General features: G+C 65.0%; 26 protein-coding genes. 14 read left to right on the forward strand and 12 right to left on the reverse strand.

What is annotated here, in order from left to right:
* Nucleotides 1–14 precede the first annotated feature (14 nt).
* Complete coding sequence (ptsP, locus tag IVB24_RS00685) at nt 15–2,282, forward strand: phosphoenolpyruvate--protein phosphotransferase (protein ID WP_140482158.1); 2,268 nt, start codon at nt 15–17, stop codon at nt 2,280–2,282.
* 58 nt (nt 2,283–2,340) lie between these two features.
* A complete protein-coding gene (prfA, locus tag IVB24_RS00690; RefSeq protein WP_247771737.1) occupies nt 2,341–3,426 on the forward strand; it encodes a peptide chain release factor 1 in 1,086 nt (361 codons plus the stop codon).
* A gap of 21 nt (nt 3,427–3,447) precedes the next feature.
* Here the strand turns inward: prfA and IVB24_RS00695 are convergent, their stop codons facing one another.
* A complete protein-coding gene (locus tag IVB24_RS00695) occupies nt 3,448–3,861 on the reverse strand; it encodes a MarR family transcriptional regulator (protein ID WP_244642735.1) in 414 nt (137 codons plus the stop codon).
* Between the two features lie 184 nt (nt 3,862–4,045).
* Nucleotides 4,046–4,444 (reverse strand): hypothetical protein, encoded by a 399-nt coding sequence (locus tag IVB24_RS00700; protein WP_244621126.1) that lies wholly within the window; start codon nt 4,442–4,444, stop codon nt 4,046–4,048.
* A gap of 457 nt (nt 4,445–4,901) precedes the next feature.
* Here IVB24_RS00700 and IVB24_RS00705 point away from each other — a divergent pair, with 457 nt between their 5' ends.
* The 4 genes from IVB24_RS00705 to IVB24_RS00720 all read left to right on the forward strand — a co-directional run bounded on the left by IVB24_RS00705 (nt 4,902) and on the right by IVB24_RS00720 (nt 9,752).
* Nucleotides 4,902–6,233, forward strand: coding sequence for a substrate-binding protein (locus tag IVB24_RS00705; protein WP_247771738.1), 1,332 nt, complete (start codon nt 4,902–4,904; stop codon nt 6,231–6,233).
* 99 nt (nt 6,234–6,332) lie between these two features.
* Complete coding sequence (locus IVB24_RS00710; RefSeq protein ID WP_094973583.1) at nt 6,333–7,208, forward strand: branched-chain amino acid ABC transporter permease; 876 nt, start codon at nt 6,333–6,335, stop codon at nt 7,206–7,208.
* A 10-nt stretch (nt 7,209–7,218) separates the two neighbouring features.
* Complete coding sequence (locus IVB24_RS00715; RefSeq protein WP_247771739.1) at nt 7,219–9,057, forward strand: branched-chain amino acid ABC transporter ATP-binding protein/permease; 1,839 nt, start codon at nt 7,219–7,221, stop codon at nt 9,055–9,057.
* Entirely contained in the window at nt 9,054–9,752 is a 699-nt protein-coding gene (locus tag IVB24_RS00720) for an ABC transporter ATP-binding protein (protein WP_094973585.1), read from the forward strand. The genes IVB24_RS00715 and IVB24_RS00720 overlap by 4 nt, the downstream gene beginning before the upstream one ends.
* A 13-nt stretch (nt 9,753–9,765) precedes the next feature.
* Here the strand turns inward: IVB24_RS00720 and IVB24_RS00725 are convergent, their stop codons facing one another.
* A complete protein-coding gene (locus IVB24_RS00725) occupies nt 9,766–10,191 on the reverse strand; it encodes an HIT family protein (RefSeq protein WP_247771740.1) in 426 nt (141 codons plus the stop codon).
* A gap of 91 nt (nt 10,192–10,282) precedes the next feature.
* Here IVB24_RS00725 and prmC point away from each other — a divergent pair, with 91 nt between their 5' ends.
* Nucleotides 10,283–11,179, forward strand: coding sequence for a peptide chain release factor N(5)-glutamine methyltransferase (gene prmC, locus IVB24_RS00730; protein ID WP_247771741.1), 897 nt, complete (start codon nt 10,283–10,285; stop codon nt 11,177–11,179).
* A gap of 462 nt (nt 11,180–11,641) precedes the next feature.
* On the forward strand, nt 11,642–12,439 hold the full coding sequence (locus IVB24_RS00735; RefSeq protein ID WP_247771742.1) for a DUF4167 domain-containing protein: 798 nt from the start codon (nt 11,642–11,644) through the stop codon (nt 12,437–12,439).
* Nucleotides 12,440–12,517: 78 nt separating this feature from the next.
* Here IVB24_RS00735 and IVB24_RS00740 read toward each other — a convergent pair whose 3' ends face one another.
* On the reverse strand, nt 12,518–13,264 hold the full coding sequence (locus tag IVB24_RS00740) for a methyltransferase domain-containing protein (protein ID WP_247771743.1): 747 nt from the start codon (nt 13,262–13,264) through the stop codon (nt 12,518–12,520).
* Between the two features lie 108 nt (nt 13,265–13,372).
* On the opposite strand from IVB24_RS00740, the gene gloB reads away from it, so the two are divergent.
* Together gloB and IVB24_RS00750 are read left to right on the forward strand one after the other, a co-directional pair.
* Nucleotides 13,373–14,140 (forward strand): hydroxyacylglutathione hydrolase, encoded by a 768-nt coding sequence (gene gloB, locus IVB24_RS00745; protein WP_247771744.1) that lies wholly within the window; start codon nt 13,373–13,375, stop codon nt 14,138–14,140.
* A 37-nt stretch (nt 14,141–14,177) separates the two neighbouring features.
* Complete coding sequence (locus tag IVB24_RS00750) at nt 14,178–14,600, forward strand: cupin domain-containing protein (protein WP_247771745.1); 423 nt, start codon at nt 14,178–14,180, stop codon at nt 14,598–14,600.
* Nucleotides 14,601–14,624: 24 nt separating this feature from the next.
* On the opposite strand, the gene IVB24_RS00755 is transcribed toward IVB24_RS00750, so the two are convergent.
* From IVB24_RS00755 to IVB24_RS00765, 3 genes are all read right to left on the reverse strand, one after another.
* Complete coding sequence (locus tag IVB24_RS00755) at nt 14,625–15,494, reverse strand: EamA family transporter (RefSeq protein WP_247771746.1); 870 nt, start codon at nt 15,492–15,494, stop codon at nt 14,625–14,627.
* A gap of 114 nt (nt 15,495–15,608) precedes the next feature.
* The gene (phbB, locus tag IVB24_RS00760) at nt 15,609–16,334 is read right to left on the reverse strand and encodes an acetoacetyl-CoA reductase (protein ID WP_247771747.1); all 726 of its coding nucleotides are present in this window, start codon (nt 16,332–16,334) and stop codon (nt 15,609–15,611) included.
* A gap of 252 nt (nt 16,335–16,586) precedes the next feature.
* Nucleotides 16,587–17,765: an acetyl-CoA C-acetyltransferase gene (locus tag IVB24_RS00765; RefSeq protein ID WP_094973642.1), complete on the reverse strand. Its 1,179-nt coding sequence runs from the start codon at nt 17,763–17,765 to the stop codon at nt 16,587–16,589.
* A gap of 304 nt (nt 17,766–18,069) precedes the next feature.
* Here IVB24_RS00765 and phaR point away from each other — a divergent pair, with 304 nt between their 5' ends.
* Entirely contained in the window at nt 18,070–18,666 is a 597-nt protein-coding gene (gene phaR / locus IVB24_RS00770) for a polyhydroxyalkanoate synthesis repressor PhaR (RefSeq protein ID WP_247771748.1), read from the forward strand.
* 41 nt (nt 18,667–18,707) lie between these two features.
* The gene (locus IVB24_RS00775; RefSeq protein WP_247771749.1) at nt 18,708–19,325 is read left to right on the forward strand and encodes a class I SAM-dependent methyltransferase; all 618 of its coding nucleotides are present in this window, start codon (nt 18,708–18,710) and stop codon (nt 19,323–19,325) included.
* Between the two features lie 7 nt (nt 19,326–19,332).
* Here IVB24_RS00775 and IVB24_RS00780 read toward each other — a convergent pair whose 3' ends face one another.
* On the reverse strand, nt 19,333–20,220 hold the full coding sequence (locus IVB24_RS00780; RefSeq protein WP_247771750.1) for a branched-chain amino acid aminotransferase: 888 nt from the start codon (nt 20,218–20,220) through the stop codon (nt 19,333–19,335).
* Between the two features lie 119 nt (nt 20,221–20,339).
* Between IVB24_RS00780 and IVB24_RS00785 the strand changes: the two genes are divergently transcribed.
* The gene (locus IVB24_RS00785) at nt 20,340–21,275 is read left to right on the forward strand and encodes an alpha/beta hydrolase (RefSeq protein ID WP_247771751.1); all 936 of its coding nucleotides are present in this window, start codon (nt 20,340–20,342) and stop codon (nt 21,273–21,275) included.
* 9 nt (nt 21,276–21,284) lie between these two features.
* Here IVB24_RS00785 and IVB24_RS00790 read toward each other — a convergent pair whose 3' ends face one another.
* Nucleotides 21,285–21,533 (reverse strand): hypothetical protein, encoded by a 249-nt coding sequence (locus tag IVB24_RS00790; RefSeq protein ID WP_094973597.1) that lies wholly within the window; start codon nt 21,531–21,533, stop codon nt 21,285–21,287.
* Nucleotides 21,534–21,750: 217 nt separating this feature from the next.
* Between IVB24_RS00790 and IVB24_RS00795 the strand changes: the two genes are divergently transcribed.
* Nucleotides 21,751–22,623 carry a hypothetical protein gene (locus IVB24_RS00795; protein WP_247774261.1) on the forward strand — a complete coding sequence of 291 codons (873 nt, stop codon included), beginning with the start codon at nt 21,751–21,753 and terminating at the stop codon, nt 22,621–22,623.
* Here the strand turns inward: IVB24_RS00795 and IVB24_RS00800 are convergent.
* The 3 genes from IVB24_RS00800 to IVB24_RS00810 form a co-directional block, all read right to left on the reverse strand.
* Entirely contained in the window at nt 22,620–23,180 is a 561-nt protein-coding gene (locus IVB24_RS00800; protein ID WP_094973643.1) for a hypothetical protein, read from the reverse strand. The genes IVB24_RS00795 and IVB24_RS00800 overlap by 4 nt on opposite strands.
* A 106-nt stretch (nt 23,181–23,286) precedes the next feature.
* Entirely contained in the window at nt 23,287–24,450 is a 1,164-nt protein-coding gene (locus tag IVB24_RS00805; RefSeq protein WP_166469971.1) for a PLP-dependent cysteine synthase family protein, read from the reverse strand.
* Between the two features lie 66 nt (nt 24,451–24,516).
* A complete protein-coding gene (locus tag IVB24_RS00810) occupies nt 24,517–24,981 on the reverse strand; it encodes an Lrp/AsnC ligand binding domain-containing protein (protein WP_247771752.1) in 465 nt (154 codons plus the stop codon).
* Nucleotides 24,982–25,019 lie beyond the last annotated feature (38 nt).

A 25,019-nucleotide genomic window follows, 5' to 3' on the forward strand; every position in this document is an offset into this window, starting at 1 on the left:
GAGATTGAGGGGACATGCGGAGCGCGTCGGGAGGTCCCCGCGTCTTGTTGAGACGGCTCCGCGAAACCATGGCGGAGCAGGTCTCGGCCCAGGAGCGGCTGGACAAGATCGTGGTGCTGATCGCCGCCAACATGGTGGCCGAGGTGTGCTCGGTCTATGTGCTGCGCGTCGACAACACGCTGGAGCTCTACGCCACCGAAGGCCTCAACCGCGAGGCCGTGCATCACACTGTGCTGAGCGCCCATGAGGGCCTGGTCGGCCTCGTCGCCAGCGAAGCGACGCCGCTCAACCTCAGCGATGCGCAGAGCCACCCGGCCTTCTCGTTCCGCCCCGAGACCGGCGAAGAAATCTACCACTCCTTCCTCGGCGTGCCGATCCTGCGGGCCGGCAACACGCTCGGCGTGCTGGTGGTGCAGAACCGCGCCAAGCGCAATTATGTCGAGGAGGAGCTCGAGGCGCTGCAGACCACCGCGATGGTGCTTGCCGAGCTGATCGCCTCGGGCGAGCTGTCCGCGCTGGCGCAGCCAGGCCAGGAGCCGGCCGCGCGCCATTCCGCGCAGAAGGTCGGCGCCATCCTGTCGGAGGGCATCGCGCTCGGCCATGTCGTGCTGCACGAGCCACGTGTCGTCATCAAGGACTACATCGCCGAGGACCTGCCCAAGGAGATCAAGCGGCTCGACACCGCGCTGGCCAAGCTCCGCGCCGATCTCGACCGCATGCTCGAGCGCGGCGACGTCGCCGAGGGCGGCGAGCATCGCGAGGTGCTGGAAGCCTACCGCATGTTCGCCAACGACCAGGGCTGGTCGCACAAGCTGCATGAGGCGGTCGCCACCGGCCTCACCGCGGAAGCCGCGGTCGAGCGCGTGCAGTCCGACACCCGCGCGCGCATGCTGCGCTCGACCGATCCCTATTTGCGCGACCGGCTGCACGATCTCGAAGATCTCGGCTACCGCCTGATGCGTCAGCTGGTCGGTCAGGACCACGCGCCGTCACGCGAGCAGTTGCCCGACAACGCCATCGTCATCGCCCGCGCGATGGGGCCGGCTGCGCTGCTCGACTACGACCGCAAGCGCCTGCGCGGCATCATATTGGAGGAAGGCACCGCCAATTCCCACGTCTCGATCGTGGCGCGCGCACTCGGCATTCCCGCGGTCGGCGAGGTGCCGAACGCGCCTGGTATCGCCGATCCCGGCGACGCCGTCATCGTCGACGGCACCTCCGGCATGATCTATGTGCGCCCGTCGCAGGAGGTCGAGGCGGCCTTCGCCGAGCGTGTGCGCTTCCGTGCCCGCCGCCAGGCGCAATATCTGGCGCTGCGCGACCGGCCCTGCGTCACCCGGGACGGCCAGAAGGTCGAGCTGATGATCAATGCAGGTCTCGCCATCGACCTGCCGCATATCGAGGACACCGGCAGCGCCGGCATCGGCCTGTTCCGCACCGAGCTGCAGTTCATGGTGGGCCAGAGCCTGCCGCGGACCAGCGACCAGCTGGCGCTGTATCGCACCGTGCTGGATGCCGCCGGCACCAAGCCCGTCACCTTCCGCACCCTCGACATCGGCGGCGACAAGGCGCTGCCCTATATGGAAGCGGTGATCGAGGAAAATCCCGCGCTCGGCTGGCGCGCGATCCGGCTTGGGCTCGATCGTCCCGGCCTGTTGCGCGGCCAGATTCGTGCGCTCTTACGCGCCGGCGGCGGCCGCGCGCTGCGCATCATGTTCCCGATGATCTCGGAGGTCGCCGAATTCGATTCGGCGAAGGCGCTGGTCGAGCGCGAACTCACTTACCTGCGCCAGCACGGCCACACGCTGCCTGAGCGAATCGACATCGGCACCATGGTCGAGGTCCCCGCGCTGCTCTATCAGCTCGACGAGCTCCTGAAGAAGGTCGACTTCATCTCGGTCGGCTCCAACGATCTGTTCCAGTTCCTGTTCGCGGTCGACCGCGGCAATGCAAAGGTCTCTGAGCGCTTCGACACCATGTCGGCGCCGATCCTGCGCGCGCTGCGCGACATCGCGCGCAAGTCGCAGGCGGCGAAGAAGTCGCTCTCGCTCTGCGGCGAGATGGCATCCAAGCCGATCGGCGCACTGGCCCTGATTGCGCTCGGCTACCACTCACTGTCGTTGTCGGCTACCGCACTCGGCCCGGTCAAGGCGATGGTCATCGATCTCGATGCCAAGAAGGCCGAAGCCATGCTCGGCCCGCTGCTGGACGCGCCGGCGGGCAGCGTCTCGATCCGGCAGAAACTGACGGAATTTGCCGAAGCCGAAGGCCTGGCGTTGTAGCGGGCCTCGTCGCCGCTCCTTGCCGCCTCGCCGCCTTCCGCCATTTGAGACTGAACCGATGTCGTCACTCCCCGAAGCCAAACTGGACCTGCTCCTTGCACATCATGCCTCGCTCGAGGCCGAATCGCTGGGGCAGCTCGCCTCCGAGCGCTATGTGCAGATCACGCGCGAGCTCGCCGAGATCACCCCGCTGATCGACGCCGTGAAGGCCTATCGCGCGGCGGTCAAGGAGCTCGCCGACACCGAGGCGCTGATCTCCGATCCCGCAACCGATGCCGAGATGCGCGCCATGGCGGAAGCCGAGCGTGACGAACTCACGCCGAAAATCGAGGAACTGGTCCAGAAGATCCGCGTCGCGCTCTTGCCCAAGGACGCCATGGACGACCGCAACGTGGTGCTGGAAATCCGGGCCGGCACCGGCGGCGACGAGGCCTCGCTGTTTGCCGGCGACCTGTTCCGGATGTACGAGCGCTTCGCTGCCTTGCAGGGCTGGAAGGTCGAGGTGATCTCGGCCAGCGAAGGCACCGTTGGCGGTTACAAGGAAATCATCGCGGAGGTGCAGGGCCGCGGCGCGTTCTCCAAGCTGAAGTTCGAATCCGGCGTGCACCGCGTGCAGCGCGTGCCCGACACCGAGACGCAGGGACGGATTCATACATCTGCCGCGACTGTCGCCGTGATGCCGGAGGTCGAGGAAGTCGACGTCGACATCAAGAACGACGATCTCAGGATCGAGACCATGCGCGCGCAAGGCGCCGGCGGCCAGCACGTCAACAAGACCGAATCGGCGATCCGCATCACCCACATTCCGACCGGCATCGTGGTGATGATGCAGGACTCGCGCTCGCAGCACAAGAATCGCGCCTCCGCCATGAACATCCTGCGCTCGCGCATCTATGACGCCGAGCAGCAGCGCCTCGACGCCGCGCGGTCGGCCGAGCGCAAGGAGAAGGTCGGCTCGGGCGACCGCTCCGAGCGCATCCGCACCTACAATTTTCCGCAAGGGCGCGTCACCGACCACCGCATCAATCTGACGCTCTACAAGCTGCCGCAGGTGATCGCAGGCGAAGCGCTTGGCGAGTTGACCGACGCGCTGACCACGGAGCATCAGGCAGCCCAGCTCGCCGCCCAAGGCGCGGCGGCCTGACCGGCGCGATCGGCCGCGAAGTCAGCTTTCGCTGAAGACCCGGAACGACTTCAACAGACGACTCAAGGCCGGGCTCGCAGCACGGCGAAGCTCTTCGAGGTTCTTCCGCGAGAGCGCCCGAAGCTTCTGCTCGCCCTTCCTGGTGAGCTTGAGGTGCACGCGCCGGGCGTCGTCGGGGTCGGCAAGCCTGCTGACCAGTCCGAGCTTGGCCAGACGGTCGACCAGTTCGACTGCGGAATGATGCCGGATCAGCAGGAAGCGCGCGACGTCGCCGACGCTCGCGGGCCCCGGACGGACAAAGCCCTTGATGCCGAGCAGCGCCTGGTGCTGCGTCGGCGTCAATCCCTCCTTCGCCGCAGCCTTCTCGCTGAAGGCGAGGAAGCTCCGGATCTGATAGCGGAACTGCGCCAGCGCCGCGTAATCGGCATCATGCATCGTGCGGCTATTCGAGCGCGATGGGGTGACCGTTGCCTTGGATCGCTTGGCTTGCATCCTGGACCATGTCGAGCCGCCCTACCTCGGGCTTCCAGCTCGAGAAGGCGGGCGACTTAGACAAAAGTAGCAAGACGCCGCCCCGAAACCAACCGGACGAGGCCGTGGATGCACAGCTATCCGGTCGCTATTCGAAGCTCGACAGCAGGATCTTCACCAGGATGACCTGAAAGGCGATCGGAATTCGGACGCTCTTGCGCCTGATCGAGCGCTGCAGCGCTCCGGCGATCTGGGCGCTGGTCAGGCTGCCGGCCGACGCTTTGGCGATCAACTCGCCCCACATCTGCGACAGCGAGCCGCCCGGCGGGAGCACCGGGCCGATGGTCACGCCACAGCCCTGCGCCCAGTCCACGATCTCCCGCATGGTATGAGGACCGCAGTTGCGCGCCGTCGCGAGGCGTTCGGCCGTCAGCGCGCGAAGCAATTTCTGTGAGGGCGACCAAGTCCCTTTCGGCGGCTGTTCGCCGGTGAGTTCGACCGCAAGCTCCTTCAACACGTTCTGGGCGCGCACGCTGAGCTTCTGCATCGGGCCGGGCTCGCGCTTCGAATGAACGCTGCCGACGACGAGCCCGTGTCGGCCGGTGGACCGATTGCGCGGTTCGGCAGTGCGGGCGGCATCGCCAGGCTGCGGCGCCGCATGCCGATCGCTCCCCTCCGTTGCCTGTCGCTCCGCCGCTTGCGGCCATGCCTGCTGCTTCCGGGCACCCGCCACTGGTGTCTGCCGCGCCATTTTCCTCCGCCGAACCCGCCAGCCTCGTACTCACAAAGACTAATATATATCGTGATCCGATATGTTTTCACGCGATAATCTCGATCGTTCGACCAAAGACGAAATTGACAGAAGGTGTTCACAAGCAATGTTTACGTCTGGGAGCCACACGCGGATGTGACATGCCCGGCGCAGACAGGCCCTTCGAGGCCGGTTGCCGCCGGACAAGTTGTGTTTTGCCTGCAAACAAGAACGATATCCGGAGGAAACGATCATGACTGACCATCTCATTCGCCGTGGCCTCTCGCGCCGTGGTCTGCTCCAGACCACGGCGGGCCTCATCGGCGGCTCGGTGCTGCCGGCAATGCCGGCCTTTGCCGAGGACAAGCCGATCGGCTCGTATCCCGCGGGCGTCTCGGGTTCCACCGCCTTCATCGGCATCTCGGTTCCGCGCACCGGCACCTATGCCGTGCAGGGCGAGGACGAGCTCAAGGGCTATCAGCTCGCGATCGAGCACATCAACAGCGGTCACGACCTGATCAAGAAGATCTCGCCGAAGACCAGCAAGGGCGTGCTCGGCAAGGAGCTGAAATTCGGCGTCGCGGATTCCGCGGCCAAGCCGAACGAGGCGGTGCAGGCGCAGCAGCGCTTCATCAGCGAGAACAAGGCGATCATGATCACCGGCGGCACCTCGAGCGCCGTTGCGGTCGCACTCAACAAGCTCGCCCAGCGCGAGAAGGTGATCTTCGTGTGCGGCATCTCCGGCTCGAACGACACGACCGGAAAGGACTGCGTCCGCTACGGCTTCCGCCAGAACTTCTTCGGCCAGACCGCCGCGGCGGCGATCGGCCCCGTGATGGTCAAGGAATTCGGCAAGGGCAAGAAGGCCGCCTATCTCACGCCGGACTACACCTACGGCCACACCGTCACCAAATCGATGCAGGACTTCCTCGCGACCGCCGGCTGGACCACCGTCACCAACCAGGTCGCGCCGCTGGGCGCGCCCGATTATTCCTCCTATCTGCTGAACGTCGCGAATTCCGGCGCCGACGTGCTGATCAACGTCAATTGGGGCCACGATGCGGTGCTGTCGACCCAGCAGGCCAAGCAGTTCGGCGTGCTCGACAAGATGAAGCTGGTCGTCCCCTACCAGGTGCCCTTCATCGCACGCGAGACCGGCGGGCTGATGCAGGGCGTCTTCGCCGCCACCGACTATTGGTGGACCCTCGAGGACAAGTTCCCGCTCGCCAAGATGTTCAACGAGGCTTTCGAGAAGAAGCACGGCTACAAGCCGGAATGGGGCGCGGAGAACGCCTATGTCAGCTTCGCGCACTGGGCGCGCATGTGCGAGCAGGCCGGCAGCTTCAACCCGCCCGACGTGATCAAGGCCTATGAAAAGGGCGAGACGCTGCCGTCACTGGTCGGCGACGTACATTACCGTCCCGAGGACCATCAGTGCGTCCGTCCCGTGATCATCGTCAAGGGCAAGCAGCAGAAGGACATGAAGAACAAGGAAGACTGGTACGATGTGGTCGAGATCGTCCCGGGCGAAGGCTTGATGCAGAAGCCGGACGCCTTCGGCTGCCATCTCGGCGATTACAGCTGAGCTCGCGCTAACCCCTGTGACGCCGTAGGTCGCCTCCGGCTCCTGCGGCGTCACCCTTTTTTGCGCACCGCCGGAACGCGCCACAACCGTGACCATTGCATGATTAGTTGGCCCAACCTCGTCTCGCAGCTCTTCAACGGGCTCGCGCTCGGCGCGCTGCTCGCGCTGATCAGCTCCGGCCTGACCATCATCTACGGCACGCTCGGCGTGCTCAACCTCGCGCATGGCGCGATGTTCATGATCGGCGGCTATGCCGGCTTCGTCGCCTACCAGTATACGGAATCGTTCATCATCGCCGTGATCGCCGGCTCCCTGTTCGTGATGCTGCTGGGCGTCGCGATGGAACGCGTCATCATTCGCCATTTCTATCATCGGCCGCACGAGGATCAGCTGCTCGTGACGTTCGGGCTCGGCATCTGCTTCGTCGAAATCATCCGGTTGATCTTCTCCAGCCAGTCGCAGCTGGTCCCGCCGCCGGCGATATTCCAGGGCATCACCAATCTCGGCTTCATGTTCTATCCGACCTACCGCCTCGCCGTGGTCGGCATCGTCGCGATCGCGCTCGGGGCGCTGTTCATCATCCTCTACCGGACCCGGCTCGGCATGATCGTGCGGGCCGGCATTGAGGATTCGGTGATGGTGGATTCGCTCGGCATCAACGTCTATCGCGTCTTCATGGTGGTGTTCGGCATCGGCGCGATGGCCGCCGGCTTTGCCGGCATCGTCAACGCGCCGGTGGTGTCGCTGACACCGGGCATCGGTGACGACATCCTGGTCCAGACCTTCGTGGTGGTCGTGATCGGCGGCGTCGGCTCGTTTCCGGGCGCCATCCTCGGCGGCCTGATCGCCGGCGAAATCATCAGCGTCACCTCCATGTTCAACCCCGGCTACGCCTATGTGATGCTGTTTGCGGTCATGACGCTCGTGCTCGTGGTGCGACCGCATGGCCTGCTCGGCGTCCAGGGCCGCGAGTAAGCGATTTCCCATGTTCAAGCAACGCCCGTTCCTGATCGAGACACTGACGGCCGTTGGCCTGATCGTGGCTCCCTTCGTGCTGCCTCATCTCGGCTTCGCGCCCAACACTGTGAACCGGATCCTGGTCTGGGGCCTGTTCGGGCTCGGCTTCGACATCCTGTTCGGCTTCACCGGACTGTTGTCGTTCGGCCAGTCGGCCTTCTACGGCACCGGCGGCTTCGTCGCGGCCTACCTCCTGACGCGCGCCGGCTTCGGCAACGTGCTGGGTGCACTGATCATCGGCATGATAGCGGCCGCCGCGACCGGATACCTCGTCGGCCTGATTGCACTGCGCCGGACCGGCATCTATTTCGCCATGATTACCGTGGCGATCGCGCAGGTGTTCTTCTTCGTCGAGTTCAATCCGCTGTCCGATTTCACCGGCGGCGAGAACGGTCTGCCGGGGGTGCCGACGCCGAGCTTCAATCTCGGCTTCACCACGCTTCACTTCACCAATGGCTGGTCGCTCTATCAGTTCATCGCGCTGTGCTACTTCGTCGGCGTCATCATCGCGCTCAGGATCGTGCGCTCGCCGGTCGGCGCTATCTTCAGCGCGATCCGGGATAATCCGCTGCGCGCCACCGCGGTCGGGCACAACATCCACGGCTACAAGCTGACGGCCTTCGTGATCGCCGCCGCTTACGCCGGTTTCGCCGGCGGCCTGCTCGGCGTGCTCCAGGCCTTCATGCCGCCCGATGCCTTCACCTTCGACACCTCCGGCCAACTGGTGATGCAGACCGCGATCGGCGGCCGCGGCACGCTGTTCGGGCCGCTGGTCGGCGCGACCGTCTGGCTGTTCCTGCAGGATTTCCTCCAATCCGCGCTGGGCCTGGGCGCCGCCTGGAAGCTGGTGCTGGGCGTCGTGTTCGTGCTGCTGGTGTGTTTCCTGCGCGGCGGCATCATCGGCGGTCTTGCGGACCTCTATCGCCTCGTCTCCGGCAGGCGTCAGCGGAGCGATACGGAGTCTGAGCCGGACGCTGAGGCGACACTGCAACCTCCGCCGGCGCCCATGCAGGCCAAGGAGGTCGCGCACCCCGTCTATTCCGGGCCGATCCTGAAAGCCACCGGCCTCACCAAGCGCTATGGCGGCCTCGTCGCCAACAGCGACATCGATTTCAGCGTCAATCAGGGCGAGCTGTGCGGCATCATCGGCCCCAACGGCGCCGGCAAATCGACCTTCTTCAAGATGCTGACCTGCGAGATCGCGCCGACCTCGGGCCAGATCGTGCTCGAGGGGCGTGATATCACGGGATTGAAGGTCACCGAGGTTTGCCAGCTCGGGCTCACCAAGAGCTACCAGGTCAACCAGCTCTTCACCGGCCTCACCGTACGCGAGAATCTGACGATCGCCGCGCTCGCCGAGCTGCGCGGCAAGTTCCGGCTCGACCTGTTCCGCAAGCTTTCCAGCGTCAAGGGCCTGGACGAGCAGGTGGAGCATACGCTCGCTTTGGTCAACTTGACCCGCCGCGCGGACACGCCGGTCGCCGAGCTCGCCTATGGCGAGAAGCGCAGGCTCGAGATCGGGCTCGCGCTCGCGACCTCGCCGCGCCTGCTGCTGCTCGACGAGCCGCTCGCGGGCATGAGCCCGCGCGAACGGGTCGAGACCGTCAAGCTGCTCAAATCGATCGCGCGCGGGCGCACCATGATCATCATCGACCACGACATGGATTCGCTGTTCGAGCTGGTCGAGCGCGTCACGGTGCTTCAGGAGGGCAAAGTGCTGGTCTCCGGCACACCCGAGGAAATCAAGACCAACGCCGCGGTGCAGGAGGCCTATCTCGGCGGCGTGCATGGGGAGATCGCCGCATGAGCCTGATCGAGGTCAACGGCCTGAACAGCTATTACGGCGATTCCCACATCCTGTTCGACGTCGCCATGCACGTCGAACGTCACGAGGTGGTGGCGCTGCTCGGCCGCAACGGCGCCGGCAAGAGCACGACGCTGAAGAGCCTGATGGGCGTCGTGACGCCGCGCAGCGGCAGCGTGAAGTTCGACGGCATCGACATCGCCGGACGCAGGAGCCACAGGATCGCGCAGGCGGGAATGCAGCTCGTGCACGAGGAGCGCCGCGTCTTCGGCAGCCTGTCGGTGGAGGAGAACATCGTCCTTGCCGGGATCACCGCTCCGAAGCGCTGGCCGCTCGGCCGCATCTACGAGATGTTTCCGCGGCTGAAGGAGCGGCGCAGCAACCGCGGCACCGAGCTCTCCGGCGGCGAGCAGCAGATGCTCGCGATCGCGCGGGCGCTGGTGCGCGATCCCAAGATCGTGCTGCTGGACGAGCCGTTCGAGGGACTTGCGCCCGTCATCGTCCACGATCTCGTCAAGGCCTGCCGCGAGCTGGCGGCGGCCGGCCAGACCATCGTGCTGGTCGAGCAAAATCTGGCCGCGACGCTGGCGCTGGCGAGCCGGATCTACATCATCAACAACGGCCACATCGTTCACGAAGGCCCGGCTCAGGAGCTCAAGGCCCAGCCGGAGCTGCTGCAGCGCTATCTCGGCGTCTAATCAGTCGCCGCAATCAGTTGCCAAGCGCCGCGATCATGCGCTTGGCGTGATCGGCGAGCACGGCCATATCTTCCTTGCGCGTCTGCGCCGGCAACAGTTCGACGCCGGCCCTGACGGGCATGACGTGCATGTGCAGGTGAAGCACCACCTGCCCGCTGGCCGGCTCGCTGAACTGCTGAAGGATAATTCCCTCCGCGTCAAACGCCTTCATCGCCGCAAGCGCGATCCGCTTGGCCGTCCGGGCAACGGCGGCGAGATCATCCTCCGCGATATCCAGAATGCCGCGCGCCTGCGCCCGCGGAATCACCAGCGTGTGTCCGGGTGCGCGCGGCATGATGTCGAGGAAGGCCAGGCTGCGGTCGTCCCTGAAAACCTCGAAGCAGGGAATCTCGCCGCGCAGGATCTTTGCGAAGACGTTCTGGTCGTCATAGGCCGTCATGGACCCCTCCACGCTTGCGAGGCGCGATCAAACGCGCTCCTTTCCGTTGACGCAAGCAAGCCTGCCGATCTATCCACGATGCCAAGGCAGGATGGTTCCATTGACGACAGGCTTCGGTCCCGGACATGACGTCGAGAGTGCGCGGCGCGCGCTCGCGGCACGGCTGCAATCGGCCGGCATCGAGGACGCCGCCCTCGATGCGCGCCTGCTCGTCGGGGCAGCGCTGGAGCTCGATCTGACCGGCATGGTGACGCAGGCATCGCGACGACTCACGCCTGACGAGGCCATGCGGCTCGAACGATACGCGCAGCGCCGGCTCGCGCATGAGCCGGTCGCCCGCATTCTCGGCGCGCGGGAGTTCTGGGGCATGCCGTTGCGGCTGTCCGAGGCGACGCTGGTACCGCGGCCGGACACCGAGACCGTCGTCGAGCTGGCGCTCGAGATTTTTCGTGGGCTGGCGATATCGGGGCGGCGCCCGCTCATCGCAGATATCGGCGTCGGATCGGGCGCCATCCTGCTCGCATTGCTGCGCGAGATTCCCGACGCGTTTGCGGTCGGCACCGATGTCAGCCTGACGGCGCTCGATACGGCGCGCGACAACGCGGTCGCCCTCGGCCTCGCCGGCCGCGCCGGCTTCGTCGCCTGCTCCTATCTGGCGGCGCTGCGCGGCCCGTTTGACCTGATCGTCTCGAACCCGCCCTATATTCCCTCCGCCGAAATCCCGATACTTAGCATCGAGGTACGCGACCACGATCCGCATCTGGCGCTCGACGGCGGCAATGACGGATATGACGCCTATCGCGCCCTGATCCCGCAGGCCGCCGAGCGTCTCGCCCCTGGCGGAGCGCTGATCGTCGAGGCCGGACAGGGGCAGGCCCGGACTATTGAAACCTTGATGGCGGCCGGCGCGTTAACGGCGGACAGGCCGCCCAAGGCCGATCTGGCGGGCATTCCGCGGGCCGTTTCAGCCCGAAAAATGCCTCCATAAAAGCCGGATTGGCCTGCAAAAAGCTCTTGGAATATCCCTTGGGAACGACTACCTTCCGATCAACAGATCGGTGCCGGCCCCGTAGACCTACGGGTGAAAGCCGGGCTCTCGGGCGAGAGCTTTACTGATTAACGGTTCCAAGCCGCAGGTCCTGTTGAGCGCGATGGCCATTGGAGCTGCGCCGCTCTCCGACCGCAAAGTGAACGAAAGCCTGATATTGCGCTTGAAGACTTACGCAACACAGCTGGGCTTGTTTCGACAAGCAAAATGAATGGGTTCGCTGGCGATCAGTGCTGGCGGGTGGGGAACGCGTCCTTGTTGAACGCGACGGTCGACGTACATCGGCAGGGTTCGATCCGCTCTTGCGCGCGGTGCGCGCGAGCGATGTGAACCGCTGTCACCAGGTCACTCCTAGCAATCAGTAACGCGTGCAACGTTTAGGGCTGGAATTAAAGGCAGGACATGAGAAACGGTCAGAACAAGCAGCGGATGCGCAACCGCAATAATAACAATAATAACAACAACAATAACCGGCGCAGCCAGAACCCGATGACCCGGGTCTACGAGTCCAACGGACCCGACATCAAGATCCGCGGCACCGCCTCGCACATCGCCGAAAAGTATCTCCAGCTCGCACGCGACGCGCGCTCCTCCGGCGACCCCGTTGCGGCCGAGAACTACTACCAGCACGCCGAGCATTATTTTCGCCTGATCGCCGCGGCCCAGGAGCAGTTCCGCCAGAACCAGCAGCCGCGCGGTGACGAGCCGATCAGCAGCAATAGCGACGACGGCGACGACGACGGCGAGAATTTCTCGAATTTCGGCCAGGAGCCGGGCTTCGTCCCGCAGCCGCAACAGCAGCAGCCCTTCGCGCGCGACCGCGACGGCCAGCGCGATCACCAGCGTGATCATCAGCAGCGCGAAAACCAGCCCTATCAACGCGAGAACCAGCAGCCGCGCGAGCACCGCGAGCGCGAGCACCGTCCGCAGCCGCAATATCAGCCCCAGCCTCAGCCGCTGCCGCTGCCGCTGAACCAGCCGCAGCCCGTCGTTGCCGACGCCGGCAGCGTCGACCGTCTGCCCTCTTTTATCACCGGCCCGCAGCCGCAAGTGAATGGTGGCGCGAATGTCCCGGGCGCCTTCGAAGGCGGTGGCGCCGGTGAGCGTTTTCCGCGGCGGCGCCGCCGGCCGCATGGCCCGCGCCCCGAGCGCGAAGCTGCTCCGGCCGCCTCGAGCGACGAAGTGGCCCCCGGCGAGTAGACTGCAAAGGCGTCGCCAGACGTCCTGAACCAGATTTCCTGAACTGAATCGTCCCGGCCTCGCCGGGACGATTTGTTTTCAGCCGCGCGTCGCCGTCGTCGAGGACGGCACCAGCACCGGCTTGGCCAGCGACGGAATCAACCGCGCCCGCTCGCGCTTGGCGGGAATGGCGCGGTAGACCTGCTTGGTGGCCTCGACGATGTGCACGCCGGCGAAGGGCAGCGACAGCGCCGCACCGGCGCGCTCCCACATCTGCGCGGATTTCAGCACCCAGCCGCCGGCATAGGGCGGCATGAAAAGCGCCTCGCCCCAGGCGGTCGGGGTGAACCAGGTCTGGCGCAAAAGGTCGGTGATCTGCGAACGCGAATACGGTCGGCCGTGACCGAACGGCGTGCTGTCCGTGCGGGTCCACACCCCGCGCCGGTTCGGGATGACCGCGATCACGCGGCCGGATGGCGACAGCACGCGCCACGCCTCGCGCAGCAGCGCGGCCGGATCGTCCGACATCTCCAGCGCATGAACCAGCAGGATGCGGTCGACCGCGGCGTCAGGAAGCGGCAGCGAGAATTCGTCGACCAGCGAGGCCAGCGCCGGCCGCCCCGTCGGCCATTTCAAGACACCCTGGGCCGCCGGCATGAAGGCGAGGCAGCGCTCGGCATCTTCGCGGAACAACCCCAGATAGGGCGTGGGATAGCCGAGGCCGAGAACGCGCTGGCCCACCGCGCTCGGCCAGCGTTCCCTGATGCCGCGATTGATCATTTGCCGCGCCACGATCCCGAGGCGGCGGGAATAGAACTCGCGGAGGTCGACGACGTCGATGGTCATGACGGCAATGTAACATGCGCGAGAGCGCCGCCGCGTGCGGAATATTGCATTGCCTGCGCAACGTTAACGCCATATTTGTCTGGCGGGGCTGAGCCCGATGGAGATGACATGGCCGCCGAAATTCGTACTTTCAGCTGTTTAAACGACAATTTCGGCTATCTGATCCACGATGTGGAAACCAAGGCGACGGCGTCGATCGACGCGCCCGAGGCTGGCCCCATCCTGGCGGCGCTGGAGCGCGAGGGCTGGCAGCTCACCGACATCCTGATCACCCATCATCACGGCGATCATGTCGGCGGGGTCGCCGAACTCAAGCGGAAATACAATTGCCGCGTCGTCGCGCCGCACGACAAGACCACTGAAATCGCCAATGTCGATCTGCGTGTCGCCAATGCCGACGTGGTCAAGATCGGCAATTTGCTGGCGCGCGTTCTGGAGACGCCGGGCCACACGCTCGACCACGTCTCCTACGTGTTCGACACCGAGAAGACGGTGTTCGCTGCCGACACGCTGTTTTCGATCGGCTGCGGCCGCGTGTTCGAGGGCACCTATCCGATGATGTGGGATTCGCTTCTGAAGCTGCGTGCCCTGCCCGACGACTTCAATCTCTATTGCGGCCACGAATACACGGCCTCCAACGTCAAGTTCGCGCTCACCATCGACCCCGACAATGCGGCGCTCCAGGCGCGCGCCGCCGAGGTGACGAGATTGCGGGCCGAGAACAAGGCCACCATTCCCTCACTGCTTGGTGACGAGAAGCGAGCAAACGTGTTCCTGCGCGCTGATGCGCCCGAGGTCGCAGCCAGGCTACACATGAAGGGCGCGGATGCCGCCGCCGTGTTCGGCGAATTGCGCGAGCGCAAGAACAAGTCGTGAAGCATAAGTCGCGAAGAACAAGTCCTGACGGGGATCGATGCCGACCGCAGCCGAGATCATCGCGCGCCTCGAATTGCGGCCGCATCCCGAAGGCGGCCATTACCGCGAGACGTTCCGCGACCAGGCCACGGACGCCAACGGGCGTTCGCGCTCGACCCTCATTTACTTCCTGCTGACGCGCGGCGAGCGTTCGCACTGGCATCGCGTCGATGCGGTCGAGACATGGCACTATTACGCCGGCAGCCCCCTGATGCTGCGCATCGCGCATGAAGGGTGTTCGCAGCACGAAGTGCGGCTCGGTACCGACCTCGTCGGCGGCGAGCGGCCGCAGGCCATTGTGCCGGCGGACGCTTGGCAGATGGCGGAGACGACCGGCGATTGGACGTTGGTCGGCTGCACCGTCGCACCCGCCTTTGAGTTCGCGAAATTCGAGCTCGCACCGAAGGGCTGGCAGCCGTAGGTCCACTCCGCCCCGGAATGACGATCATCGCTTCCGCAGCACCATGTCCTTCGCCGCGATCAGGCCGCCGCCGGCAATCAGGATGGCGGCAAGGGCGATGTTGGCGCTGGCCTTGGCAAAACCGGCCGCGATGAGGAAGCCGGTCGAGAGCAGCGGCGTCGCGTAGGAGGCGGCGCCGAGCACGCGGATGTCACCGCGCTTCATGCCGATGTCCCAGGCATAGAAGGCGGCACCGACGGGACCGATGCCGAGCGCGATCACAGAGAGCCATTGCAGCGTGGTCTCCGGCCAGACGGTGGTCTCGAGCAGGCCGTGCATCAGCGCGGCAAGCACGGCGGTGGCCAGGCAGAATCCGGCGACCGCATCGGTCGGAACGGCTTTGAGCCGGCGCGACAGCACCGAATAGGCGGCCCAGACGAATGCAGCGATGAAGGCCGCTGCCAATCCCGGCACCTGCCCCGCCGCGAAGCCGGAGGTGTTGCCGGCGAACAGCAGCACGGTGCCGACGAGCCCGAGCATCGCGCCGACGATGTGATGCAAGGCGAGCCGCTCGCCGGGCAGGAAGGACGAGAACAGCACGATCAGCAGCGGCCACAGATAATTCAGCAGGCCGGCTTCGGCCGGCGGCGCAAAGCGCAGCGCGAGAAAATACAGCGCGTGGTAGCCGAACAGGCCGCCCACGCCGGCCGCCCAGACGACCAGCGGCTGACGCAGGCTCTTCGCCGCCTCGCCGCGGCCGATCCAGGTGAGCAGGCCGACCAGGCCGCCGATAGCGAAGGTCATCGCAGCAAGCTGGAACGCCGGGATCCTTCCGGTCGCCACCGTCATCACCGACAGCAGCGACCACATCAGGATCGCGGTCAATCCGATCAGCGTGGCTGTGCGCGGGGTCATTGACGAAGGCTCTGAGGACAACGATGCCCGGCACGAGGCCGGGCATTTTCATCTTCACTATCGCCTTGTCGCGCTTGAGGCTACAGGCTTTTGACCTGATGGCCTGGCGCCATATCAGGTCTGATATTGGCCGCCGTTGATGGTCATCGTCGAGCCCGTGATGAAACCGGCCTCGTCGGCTGCGAGGAACACCACCGCGCGGGCGATCTCCTCGGGCTCGCCGAGCCGGTTGACCGGGATCTGCGGGATCACGTTCTTCTCCAGAACGTCTTTCGGCACCGCCTGCACCATTTCGGTGTTGATGTAGCCGGGGCAGATCGCGTTGACGGTGATGCCGCCCTTGGCGTTCTCGAGCGCGAGCGCCTTGGTGAAGCCGATGTCACCCGCCTTCGCCGCGGAATAATTGACCTGACCGAACTGCCCCTTCTGGCCGTTGATCGACGAGATCGAGATAATGCGGCCGAATTTGCGCGAACGCATGCCCTCGATGACCTGGCGTGTCATGTTGAACAGCGAGCCGAGATTGGTGTTGATGACCGCGTTCCACTGCTCCAGCGTCATCTTGTGGAAAGCGGTGTCGCGGGTGATGCCCGCATTGTTGACGAGCACCTCGATCGGCCCGAGGTCGGCCTCGACCTTCTTCACGCCCTCGGCGCAGGCATCGAAACTGCTGACGTCCCATTTGTAGACGGCGATGCCGGTCTCGGCCTTGAACTTCTCCGCCGCCGTATCATTGCCGGCATAGCTCGCCGCAACCTTGTATCCCGCCGCCTTCAGTGCCTTGCTGATCGCAGCACCGATGCCCCGCGTACCACCCGTCACCAACGCAACTCGTGCCATGTCGTATTCCTTCCCTTGGACTCTTCGGACGTTTCTGACGTGATTGCTTTTTAGCGTTGGATTATGCGGTTGGTTTGACGGACATCAAGAACAAACGCCCGGCGTTGAGCCGGGCGTTTGTATTTAATCGAGGCCTGCGCGGTTGCGAAGAATATTTGATTTGCAACCGCTGCCTTTTTAGTCGCGTGCAACGCACTCACTGACGTGTGCAGCGCACGCGCAAACTGCGCGTCAGCTACGTGTCAGCAATCTTCAGTCGCGCGCGATGCACATCGCGATACCCATGCCGCCGCCGATGCACAGCGTGGCGAGGCCCTTCTTCGAATCACGCTTCTGCATTTCGTGCAGCAGCGTCACCAGCACGCGTGCGCCGGACGCGCCGACGGGATGACCGATCGCGATCGCGCCGCCGTTGACGTTGACCTTGGAGGTGTCCCAGCCGAGGTCCTTGTTGACGGCGCAGGCCTGCGCCGCGAAGGCCTCGTTGGCTTCGATCAGGTCGAGATCGCCGACATTCCAGCCGGCTTTCTTCAGCGCGGCACGCGAGGCCGGGATCGGGCCAGAGCCCATGATCTTCGGATCGACGCCGGCCTGTGCCCACGACACGATCCGCGCGAGCGGCTTCTTGCCTTCCTTGGCGGCCTGCTTGGCGGTCATCAGCACCACGGCGGCCGCGCCGTCATTGATGCCGGATGCCGAGCCTGCGGTGACCGTGCCGTCCTTCTCGAAGGCGGGCTTGAGCTTGGCCATGCCATCGAGCGTGGCGCCATGACGCGGATATTCGTCGGCGCTGACGACGATGTCGCCCTTGCGGCTCTTGATGGTGACGGGGACGATCTCGTCGTTGAACTTGCCGGCCTTCTGCGCCGCCTCGGCCTTCTGCTGCGAGGCGACCGCGAACTCGTCCTGCTGGGTACGGGTAATCTGCCACTGCCGTGCGACGTTCTCGGCGGTGTTGCCCATGTGGTAGCCGTTGAAGGCATCCCACAGGCCGTCCTTGATCATGGTGTCGACGAACTCGACCGGGCCCATCTTGACGCCGCCACGCAGATATTGGGCGTGCGGAGCCATGCTCATGGATTCCTGGCCGCCGGCGACCACGATCTCGGAATCGCCGTTGAGCAGCGCCTGGTAACCGAGCGCAACCGTGCGCAGGCCCGAGCCGCAAAGCTGGTTGACGCCCCAGGCCGGGCTCTCCACCGGGATCCCGGCGGCGATCGAAGCCTGACGGGCCGGGTTCTGGCCCTGGGCGGCGGTCAGGATCTGACCCATGATGACTTCCGAGACCCGGCCGGGCTCGATGCCCCCGCGCTCCAGCGCGGCCTTGATGGCGATGGCGCCAAGGTCATGGGCGGGAAGGGTCGCGAACGCTCCGTTGAAGCTTCCGACCGGGGTGCGGGCGGCGCTGACGATGACGACATCGTCTGACATGGGCATCTCCTGGGTTTGAAAGGGGGCAGGCGTGGCTGTGGAAACGGCTCGCCAGTCTCGAATGGCATCCTGTTAACGTCGTTGAGGCATGTCAATCGAACCTTCACCGAATTCATGCCGCAGCGCATTCAAAATAGCGTTCTTGGCGCTTTCGCAAGCAGGATTTTGCTGTGCGATTAACCGTGCCGCACAAAACGGTAGCGTGAGCCCTTTGAAAATGCTTATTTTGTTGCGTTGCGTACTCTTCCCGCCCTGCGGCATAGCCCGCTCGGTTCCCGTTCTCCGCGTTTGCAAGTGAGAGCCCATGGCGAAATCAGACCAACCCACCACCATCAAGAAATACGCGAACCGCCGGCTCTACAACACCGGAACGAGTACCTATGTGACGCTGGAAGACCTCGCCTCGATGGTCAAGGATGGCGAAGATTTCCTGGTCTATGACGCCAAGACCGGCGACGACATCACCCGCTCCGTGCTCGCCCAGATCATCTTCGAGCAGGAGAACAAGGCCGGCCAGAACCTGCTCCCGACCACGTTCCTGCGCCAGTTGATCCGCTTCTACGGCGACAGCATGCAGATGGTGGTTCCGAAATATCTGGAGCAGGCCATCGCGTCGCTGACCCAGGAGCAGGAGAAGTTCCGCAAGCAGATTGCCACCTCGCTTTCCGGAACCCCGTTTGCGCCGCTGGAAGAACAGGTCCGCCGCAACATGGAGCTGTTCCAGCAGACCTTCTCGATGTTCAAGCCGTTTGTTCCCAATGCGGCCCGCCCGGCGACCGCCGCCGAGCCGGAGGCCGATGCGACTGTCGAGACGCCGAAGGACAGCAACATCGACGATCTGCGCCAGCAGATGAAGGACATGCAGGAGCGCCTGGAGCGCATGTCGAAGAAGGAGGAGTAGTTCCTCCTTCGCCGCCGGGCAGCTGAGCCGGAGGACGCGCGATGTGCGACCGAAACGCCCATTGGGAGAACGTGTACGCCACCAAGGGCGAGGCGGAAGTCAGCTGGTTTCAGGACAGCCCGGCGATTTCGCTCGGAATGATCCGCGCGGCCAGGCCCGATCAGCGCGCTGCGATCATCGACATCGGCGGCGGCGCTTCGCGGCTGGTCGACACTCTCTTGCAGGGCGGATATCGCGATCTCGCCGTGCTGGACCTCTCCGCCAACGCGCTTGACGCCGCCAAGCGCCGTATTGGCCAAGCCGCTTCGACCATCGACTGGATCGTCGCCGACGCCACGACATGGCGGCCGGCGAGGATCTACGATGTATGGCACGATCGCGCGGCGTTTCACTTCCTGACCGATCCCCGCGACAGGGCGGCTTATGTCGAGCGCCTGCGGTCTGCGGTTGCGCCCGGCGGCCACGTCATCATCGCGACGTTTGCGCCCGACGGTCCGGAGAAATGCAGCGGCCTGCCGGTGCAGCGCCATGACAGCGCCAGCCTCGCAGCGGAGCTCGGGCCGGAGTTTGAGCTGGTCGAGACGCAAAGCGAGACACATCATACGCCGTGGAATTCGACACAGGCGTTTCAGTTCAGCCGGTTTCGGCGCAGCAGCTGACTGCCCCTCAAGCCGCCAGCTTCACCGCATGCGCAAAGTCCCAATAGAGCTTGCGCGCTTTGGCGTAGAACGGGCCCGGCTTCAGCTCGCGTTCGTCAATACGAATCACCGGCGCGACTTTCGCAAAATTGCCGGTTGAGAAGATCTCGTCCGCGGCCACGAAATCCGCATAGCGCAACGTCTTCTCGACCACGGTGACGCCGTCGCCGCGAAGCAGGTCGATAACGCGCTGGCGCGTGATGCTGGTGAGGAACGTGCCGTTCGGCACCGGCGTATAGACCACGCCGTCCTTGGCCATGAACACGTTGGAATTGCCGAACTCCGCGACGTTGCCGAGCATGTCGAGCATCAGCGCGTTCTGGAAGCCGCGGGACGCGGCCTCCGCAAGCGCGCGCGAATTGTTCGGATAGAGGCAGGCCGCCTTCGCCTCGACCGGCGCGCATTCGGCCGTGGGCCTGCGGAACGGCGACAGCGTGATCGCGTTGCCGACAGGTTTGGGCATCGGCGCCTCGTAGATGCACAGGCACCAATTGGTGGTCTCGGGGTCGAACAGCACGCCGCCGCCCGAGCCGTTCTGCGCCCAGTACATCGGACGGACGTAGAGCTCGGCATTGGCCGCAAAGCGCGCGATGCCTTCGGTTGCGAGCGTCAGCCAGGTGCCGGTATCGACTACCGGCTTCAGGCCGAAATTGATCGCGGATTGATTGGCGCGGGCAACGTGACGGTCGAGATCTGGCGCGACACCCTCGAACGCGCGTGCACCGTCGAACACCACCGAGCCGAGCCAGGCCGCATGCGTGCGCGGACCCATGATCGGGACATTGCCGTCGTGCCATTTGCCCTCGAAGAAGGTCCAGCTCGGCGAATATTCGATCGGCTTCCTGATTTCGGCCATGACCGGCCTCCCCTTGGCGTGATGCCGCAATATCGCGCCACTATTGGACGCAACATCTAAATGATTCCCTGCGGTCAAGGGGTGGGTTACCCTCGCTGCCGGGGGAGAAAGGAAGCAGCATGTCGCTCGATCCGCTCGCAAAGCGCTTGTTGACCATGATGGCGGCGGCCGCTCCGGAGGCGAGGGGCCGGCCGAGCGTGGAGGCGCGGCGGCAATCGCTGGCGAAGCTGATGCAGTTCGCACGCGTAGATGCCCCGGATGTGACCTCGCGCGACAGCATGCTGCCCGGCCGCGCCGGCGAACTGCCTTATCGGCTCTACACGCCCGCAAATGCCGATGAGCGAGCGCCCGGCTTCGTATTCTTCCACGGCGGCGGGCTGGTCGCAGGCGGTATCGCCACCCATGATCGCATCGCGGCGGCGCTGGCGCATGCCACCGGTTGCCGCCTCGTGTCGGTCGACTACCGGCTCGCGCCGGAGCACAAATTCCCGGCTGCGATCGACGACGCGATCACCGCCACCGAATGGGTCGCGCGCGAGGCCGCATCGCTCGGCATCGACGCGGACCGTCTGGTGGTCGGCGGCGATTCCGCCGGTGCAACGCTCGCAGCCATCGTGTGCCAGGAGGCGGCGCAGACCGCGGGCCTCGCCATCGCCGCGCAATGCCTGATCTGCCCGGTGCTGGATTTCGAGGAAACCTCGCCCTCGCGCGAGGCCTTTGCCGAGGGCCATCTGATCGACCGCGTCACGATCGAGGCCGATCTCTCAGACTATCTGCCCGAGGGCATCGACACCGCCGACCCCCGCGTTTCTCCCTTACGGGCAACGCGGCTCACGGGCCTGCCGACCGCGATCATCCACACGGCCGAGTACGACCCGATGCGCGATGAAGGCAATGCCTATGCCCGCAAGCTGCTCGCCGCGGGCGTCGCCGTCGAGCACGTCTGCCACGACGGCATGGTTCATAATTTCCACGCCATGGGCGCGATCCTGCCGCAGGCTCAGCTGGTGCTGTCGCAGATCGGCGAGCAGGTGCGGCGAGCGGTTGCGAGGTAAGTGCGCGAATCAGACGCGCGCATCGATCACGGCCCTGGCTGCCATGACATAGTCAGGCCAATGCGCGTCCGCATAGCGCGCCGCCTGCCGGGCGCAGGTGACATCCGGCGCATGCGCGGCTGCGATCGTGCGTGCAAAGCGTTCTTCGGCCACCGTCACTTCGCCAGGCTCGCGAGACGACACGGCGGCAGCCACCGCCGTCGGAGCGACAGCGAGCCCCGCCAGACCGGTGAGCAGGATGCGGCGTGACGTATTCATGGCTGTCGTCCTTCCAATGTCCGGCCTGCACTCGGGCCGGCGCGTGTGTCAGTGCGATTCCCCGCAGAGTAACCGCGCACGTCCGTGCCGTCCATCGCTTGCGGATAGCGCTTGACCGCGGCAACGATCACGTTCCATCTAGCACACGATCCCGCCACCGCAGCCCTACGCGTCGGATTATCACTTGTCCCAGCACAGCCCATCGCACCATCAGGCTTTGCGCGCTACCGCGATGGGGCTGGCCTGTCTGGCGATTTCGACCGGCACCGCCTTCTCCTCCGAAGCGGATGAGGACGCACCGGCAAAACCAGCGGTTCCGAACATCTACCTCGATCTGCGCATGACCTATGCGACGATTCCGGCGGGCACGCTCGGGCTCGGCTTCGGCAGCACGTCTTTGTCGGCCGCGTTCGAAGCTCTGGCGGTACGAAGAGGCACAACGCTGCCGAACGGCTTGCCTGCCGCGAAATCGATTGCGATCGACCTGCCACTGACCGTCGACGTCAACGACCGCGTCTCGCTCTACGGCGGCGTGTCGGGCTCGACGACCGACATCGGCGGCGGCTGGTCGACGTTCGACATTACGAGCTGGAACATCGGCTTGCAGGCCGACCTTTATCAGCAGAATGGCGGAAACGTTCCGACCATCACGCTGCAATCGACCCTGACGCAGTCGGTGCCCAACGAGCAGGGCATGACCAATTCGTTCAACAACATCCTGGAATTCGACTACGCGCTCGACGAGGATGAAACGCGGGGCTGGCTCGCGGGCATGCAATATACTTACACCACCATCGCCAGCCCGTTCGCAAGCATCCGGCCGAACACGATCCTCTATGCCGGCGGCTACTACCAATGGCCGAGCAACTGGAAGTTCACGGGACGCCTCGGCGTGCAGTCGTTCGGCGGCGCAGAGCTCGCGGGCCGGACGATCGCGGAGTCATTCACCCAGCCGGTCCTGCGGCTCGACCTCGACCGCATGGACGACAATGACAACCGCTTGTTCGGCATCACGGCGCAGATCGCGTGGATTCCGAAGCCGTCATATCAGGTGACGCTGCGCACGCCGCTCTACGCCGTGCGCAACTAGTCCGGCACCGGCACGTCGAACGTGTTGAGTGTGACCGAGACCATGCAATAGACGCCGACGAGATAGGACAGCTCGGCCGCGCCGTGCTCGCCGAATTCCTTCACCGCAGCCCGATAAGTCAGCTCCGGCAGCACGCCGCCGCTCACCAGTGCCGAGGCCATGTCGTAAGCGACGGCCTCCTGCTTGGTGAGATCCACCGGCCGCTGGCCGGCGACGATGGTCGCAAGCTTTTCGTCGGAGAGGCCGCGCTGCTCGGCGACCAGCACGTGAGCATAGAGCTCGTAGCCGGATCGGAAATGCGAGCCGGTGACGAGGATCGCGACCTCGCGCACCGGGGCCGGCAGCAGCGGGTTCGACGCGATCGCCTTGACCAGCTCCCACACCGGCCCGCCGAAGCGCGGCTCGCGGATCCAGGGATTCCAGGGCCCGAGCAATGCGCCATCGTCGCGCATGTTCACGAAGCCCTTGAAATGATCCTTGATGCCGGCTTGCATGTCCTCATAGAGCGGCTTCTGTTCAGCACTCAGGTCTTTCGGATCGAGAATGGGAAGGCGCACGGTGGAGATCTCCTCGTTGAGACGATGAGGCTTGCCCGCATGTGCGCGCAAGGCAAGTGAAGTTGCCGTGACATCGCACCCCCGTCGGGCGTTCCGACAAATTCGACTATGTCGTCTCGGGGATTTGAGCGCTCTGGGGATTTGCGACGTCGTCGACGGCGAGCGTCATCGGCTCACCGGTGGCGAGGAACGACGACAAGGTCGCCTCGAACGGCGCCGGATCGAGGCCGCGCGCCTTCAGCCATTCGGGCTCATAGTAGGTTTGCCGATAGCGCTCGCCGGAATCGCAGATCAGCGTCACCAGCGACCCCGTCGCGTTCGCCTGCCGCATCTCCGAGGCGAGCCGGCACAGCGCCAGGAAATTTGTGCCGGTTGACCCGCCTACCGGGCGGCGCAGCCGGCGCGATAGCACGTTCATCGCCGCGATCGTGGCCGCGTCCGGGATCTTGATCATGCGGTCGACCACGCCAGCCACGAAGGAGGGCTCGCAACGCGGCCGGCCGACGCCCTCGATCAGCGACGGGCGGTCGCAAACATGGGAGCGGTCCTGCGAGCGGAAGCAATCGAAGAAGGCGGAATGCTCGACATCGGCGACACACAGCCGCGTCGGATATTGGCGATAGCGCAAATAGCGTCCGATGGTGGCCGACGTGCCGCCGGTGCCCGCGCCCATCACGATCCAGTCCGGCAGCGGGCGCGGCTCGCCCTGCAATTGCGTGAAGATCGATTCGGCGATGTTGTTGTTGCCGCGCCAATCCGTTGCGCGCTCGGCGAAAGTGAACTGGTCCATGTAGTGACCGTTCAGGCGCGCGGAGAGCGCGGCCGCTTCCGCATAGAGAGCGCGGCCGTCGTCGATCAGGTGGCAATTGCCGCCATAATGCTCGATCGCGGCGATCTTCTCCGCCGAGGTCGTGCGCGGCATCACGGCGTAGAATGGTACGCCGATCATTTGCGCGAAATAGGCTTCCGACACCGCCGTCGACCCGGACGAGGCCTCGACGACAGGTGTGCCTTTGCGGATGTGGCCGTTACAGAGCGCATACAGGAACAACGAGCGCGCGAGCCTGTGCTTCAAGCTGCCGGTCGGATGGGTGGACTCATCCTTCAGATAAATGTCGATGCCTGACAGCGCCGGCACGATCAGCCGGATCAGATGCGTGTCGGCGGTGCGGCACTGGTCGGCCTCGATCGCCGCCACGGCCTCGTCGACCCAGCCGCGCCGATAGGCCGGCCCGGCCGGATTGGGGTGGCGGAAGGGAAGCGGCTCCATCGGCATGACCAGGCGATTCCTTGAAAAGCGACGTCCATCTAGCATGAGGACGCTTGTGCACCCCGCTCAAAATTCGAGCGGCGCGTTGTCGACGACCTCCTTCATCACGAAGAAAGTGCGGGTCTGGCGCACGCCGGGCAGCGCGATCAGCTGCTCGCCGTGGATGCGGTTGAAATCCTCCATGTCGCCGACGCGGATCTTGAGGAAGTAGTCGAAGTCGCCGGCGACGAGATGGCAGTCGAGCACGAATTTCAGTTTGGCGATCGCCTGCTCGAAGATCGCAAAGCTCTCCGGTGTGGAGCGGTCGAGCACGACCCCGACCATGACCAGGGTGCCCTTCGCCACCTTCTTCGGCGCGACCATGGCGCGCACGGCCGCGATGAACCCGTCCTCGAACAGGCGCTGGGTGCGGCGATGGCAGGTCGCGGGGCTGATTGCGACTGATACGGCCAGCTCGGCATTGCTGAGCCGACCGTTGTTCTGCAGCAATCTCAATATCTTAAGGTCGATGCGATCAAGCCGGGCGGCCATGAAAGAAACTTCCGGAAAAAGGCGACATCCTGGAAGAT

The sequence above is a fragment of the Bradyrhizobium sp. 192 genome (genome assembly GCF_023100965.1).
Lineage (GTDB): Bacteria > Pseudomonadota > Alphaproteobacteria > Rhizobiales > Xanthobacteraceae > Bradyrhizobium > Bradyrhizobium symbiodeficiens.

Excerpts from the sequence above, each read along its gene's own strand:
- ptsP (WP_140482158.1), top strand. The coding sequence starts at position 15 with ATGCGGAGCGCGTCGGGAGGTCCCCGCGTCTTGTTGAGACGGCTCCGC.
- prfA (WP_247771737.1), top strand. The coding sequence starts at position 2,341 with ATGTCGTCACTCCCCGAAGCCAAACTGGACCTGCTCCTTGCACATCAT.
- IVB24_RS00695 (WP_244642735.1), bottom strand. The coding sequence starts at position 3,861 with ATGCATGATGCCGATTACGCGGCGCTGGCGCAGTTCCGCTATCAGATC.
- IVB24_RS00700 (WP_244621126.1), bottom strand. The coding sequence starts at position 4,444 with ATGCAGAAGCTCAGCGTGCGCGCCCAGAACGTGTTGAAGGAGCTTGCG.
- IVB24_RS00705 (WP_247771738.1), top strand. The coding sequence starts at position 4,902 with ATGACTGACCATCTCATTCGCCGTGGCCTCTCGCGCCGTGGTCTGCTC.
- IVB24_RS00710 (WP_094973583.1), top strand. The coding sequence starts at position 6,333 with ATGATTAGTTGGCCCAACCTCGTCTCGCAGCTCTTCAACGGGCTCGCG.
- IVB24_RS00715 (WP_247771739.1), top strand. The coding sequence starts at position 7,219 with ATGTTCAAGCAACGCCCGTTCCTGATCGAGACACTGACGGCCGTTGGC.
- IVB24_RS00720 (WP_094973585.1), top strand. The coding sequence starts at position 9,054 with ATGAGCCTGATCGAGGTCAACGGCCTGAACAGCTATTACGGCGATTCC.
- IVB24_RS00725 (WP_247771740.1), bottom strand. The coding sequence starts at position 10,191 with ATGACGGCCTATGACGACCAGAACGTCTTCGCAAAGATCCTGCGCGGC.
- prmC (WP_247771741.1), top strand. The coding sequence starts at position 10,283 with ATGGTTCCATTGACGACAGGCTTCGGTCCCGGACATGACGTCGAGAGT.
- IVB24_RS00735 (WP_247771742.1), top strand. The coding sequence starts at position 11,642 with ATGAGAAACGGTCAGAACAAGCAGCGGATGCGCAACCGCAATAATAAC.
- IVB24_RS00740 (WP_247771743.1), bottom strand. The coding sequence starts at position 13,264 with ATGACCATCGACGTCGTCGACCTCCGCGAGTTCTATTCCCGCCGCCTC.
- gloB (WP_247771744.1), top strand. The coding sequence starts at position 13,373 with ATGGCCGCCGAAATTCGTACTTTCAGCTGTTTAAACGACAATTTCGGC.
- IVB24_RS00750 (WP_247771745.1), top strand. The coding sequence starts at position 14,178 with ATGCCGACCGCAGCCGAGATCATCGCGCGCCTCGAATTGCGGCCGCAT.
- IVB24_RS00755 (WP_247771746.1), bottom strand. The coding sequence starts at position 15,494 with ATGACCCCGCGCACAGCCACGCTGATCGGATTGACCGCGATCCTGATG.
- phbB (WP_247771747.1), bottom strand. The coding sequence starts at position 16,334 with ATGGCACGAGTTGCGTTGGTGACGGGTGGTACGCGGGGCATCGGTGCT.
- IVB24_RS00765 (WP_094973642.1), bottom strand. The coding sequence starts at position 17,765 with ATGTCAGACGATGTCGTCATCGTCAGCGCCGCCCGCACCCCGGTCGGA.
- phaR (WP_247771748.1), top strand. The coding sequence starts at position 18,070 with ATGGCGAAATCAGACCAACCCACCACCATCAAGAAATACGCGAACCGC.
- IVB24_RS00775 (WP_247771749.1), top strand. The coding sequence starts at position 18,708 with ATGTGCGACCGAAACGCCCATTGGGAGAACGTGTACGCCACCAAGGGC.
- IVB24_RS00780 (WP_247771750.1), bottom strand. The coding sequence starts at position 20,220 with ATGGCCGAAATCAGGAAGCCGATCGAATATTCGCCGAGCTGGACCTTC.
- IVB24_RS00785 (WP_247771751.1), top strand. The coding sequence starts at position 20,340 with ATGTCGCTCGATCCGCTCGCAAAGCGCTTGTTGACCATGATGGCGGCG.
- IVB24_RS00790 (WP_094973597.1), bottom strand. The coding sequence starts at position 21,533 with ATGAATACGTCACGCCGCATCCTGCTCACCGGTCTGGCGGGGCTCGCT.
- IVB24_RS00805 (WP_166469971.1), bottom strand. The coding sequence starts at position 24,450 with ATGGAGCCGCTTCCCTTCCGCCACCCCAATCCGGCCGGGCCGGCCTAT.
- IVB24_RS00810 (WP_247771752.1), bottom strand. The coding sequence starts at position 24,981 with ATGGCCGCCCGGCTTGATCGCATCGACCTTAAGATATTGAGATTGCTG.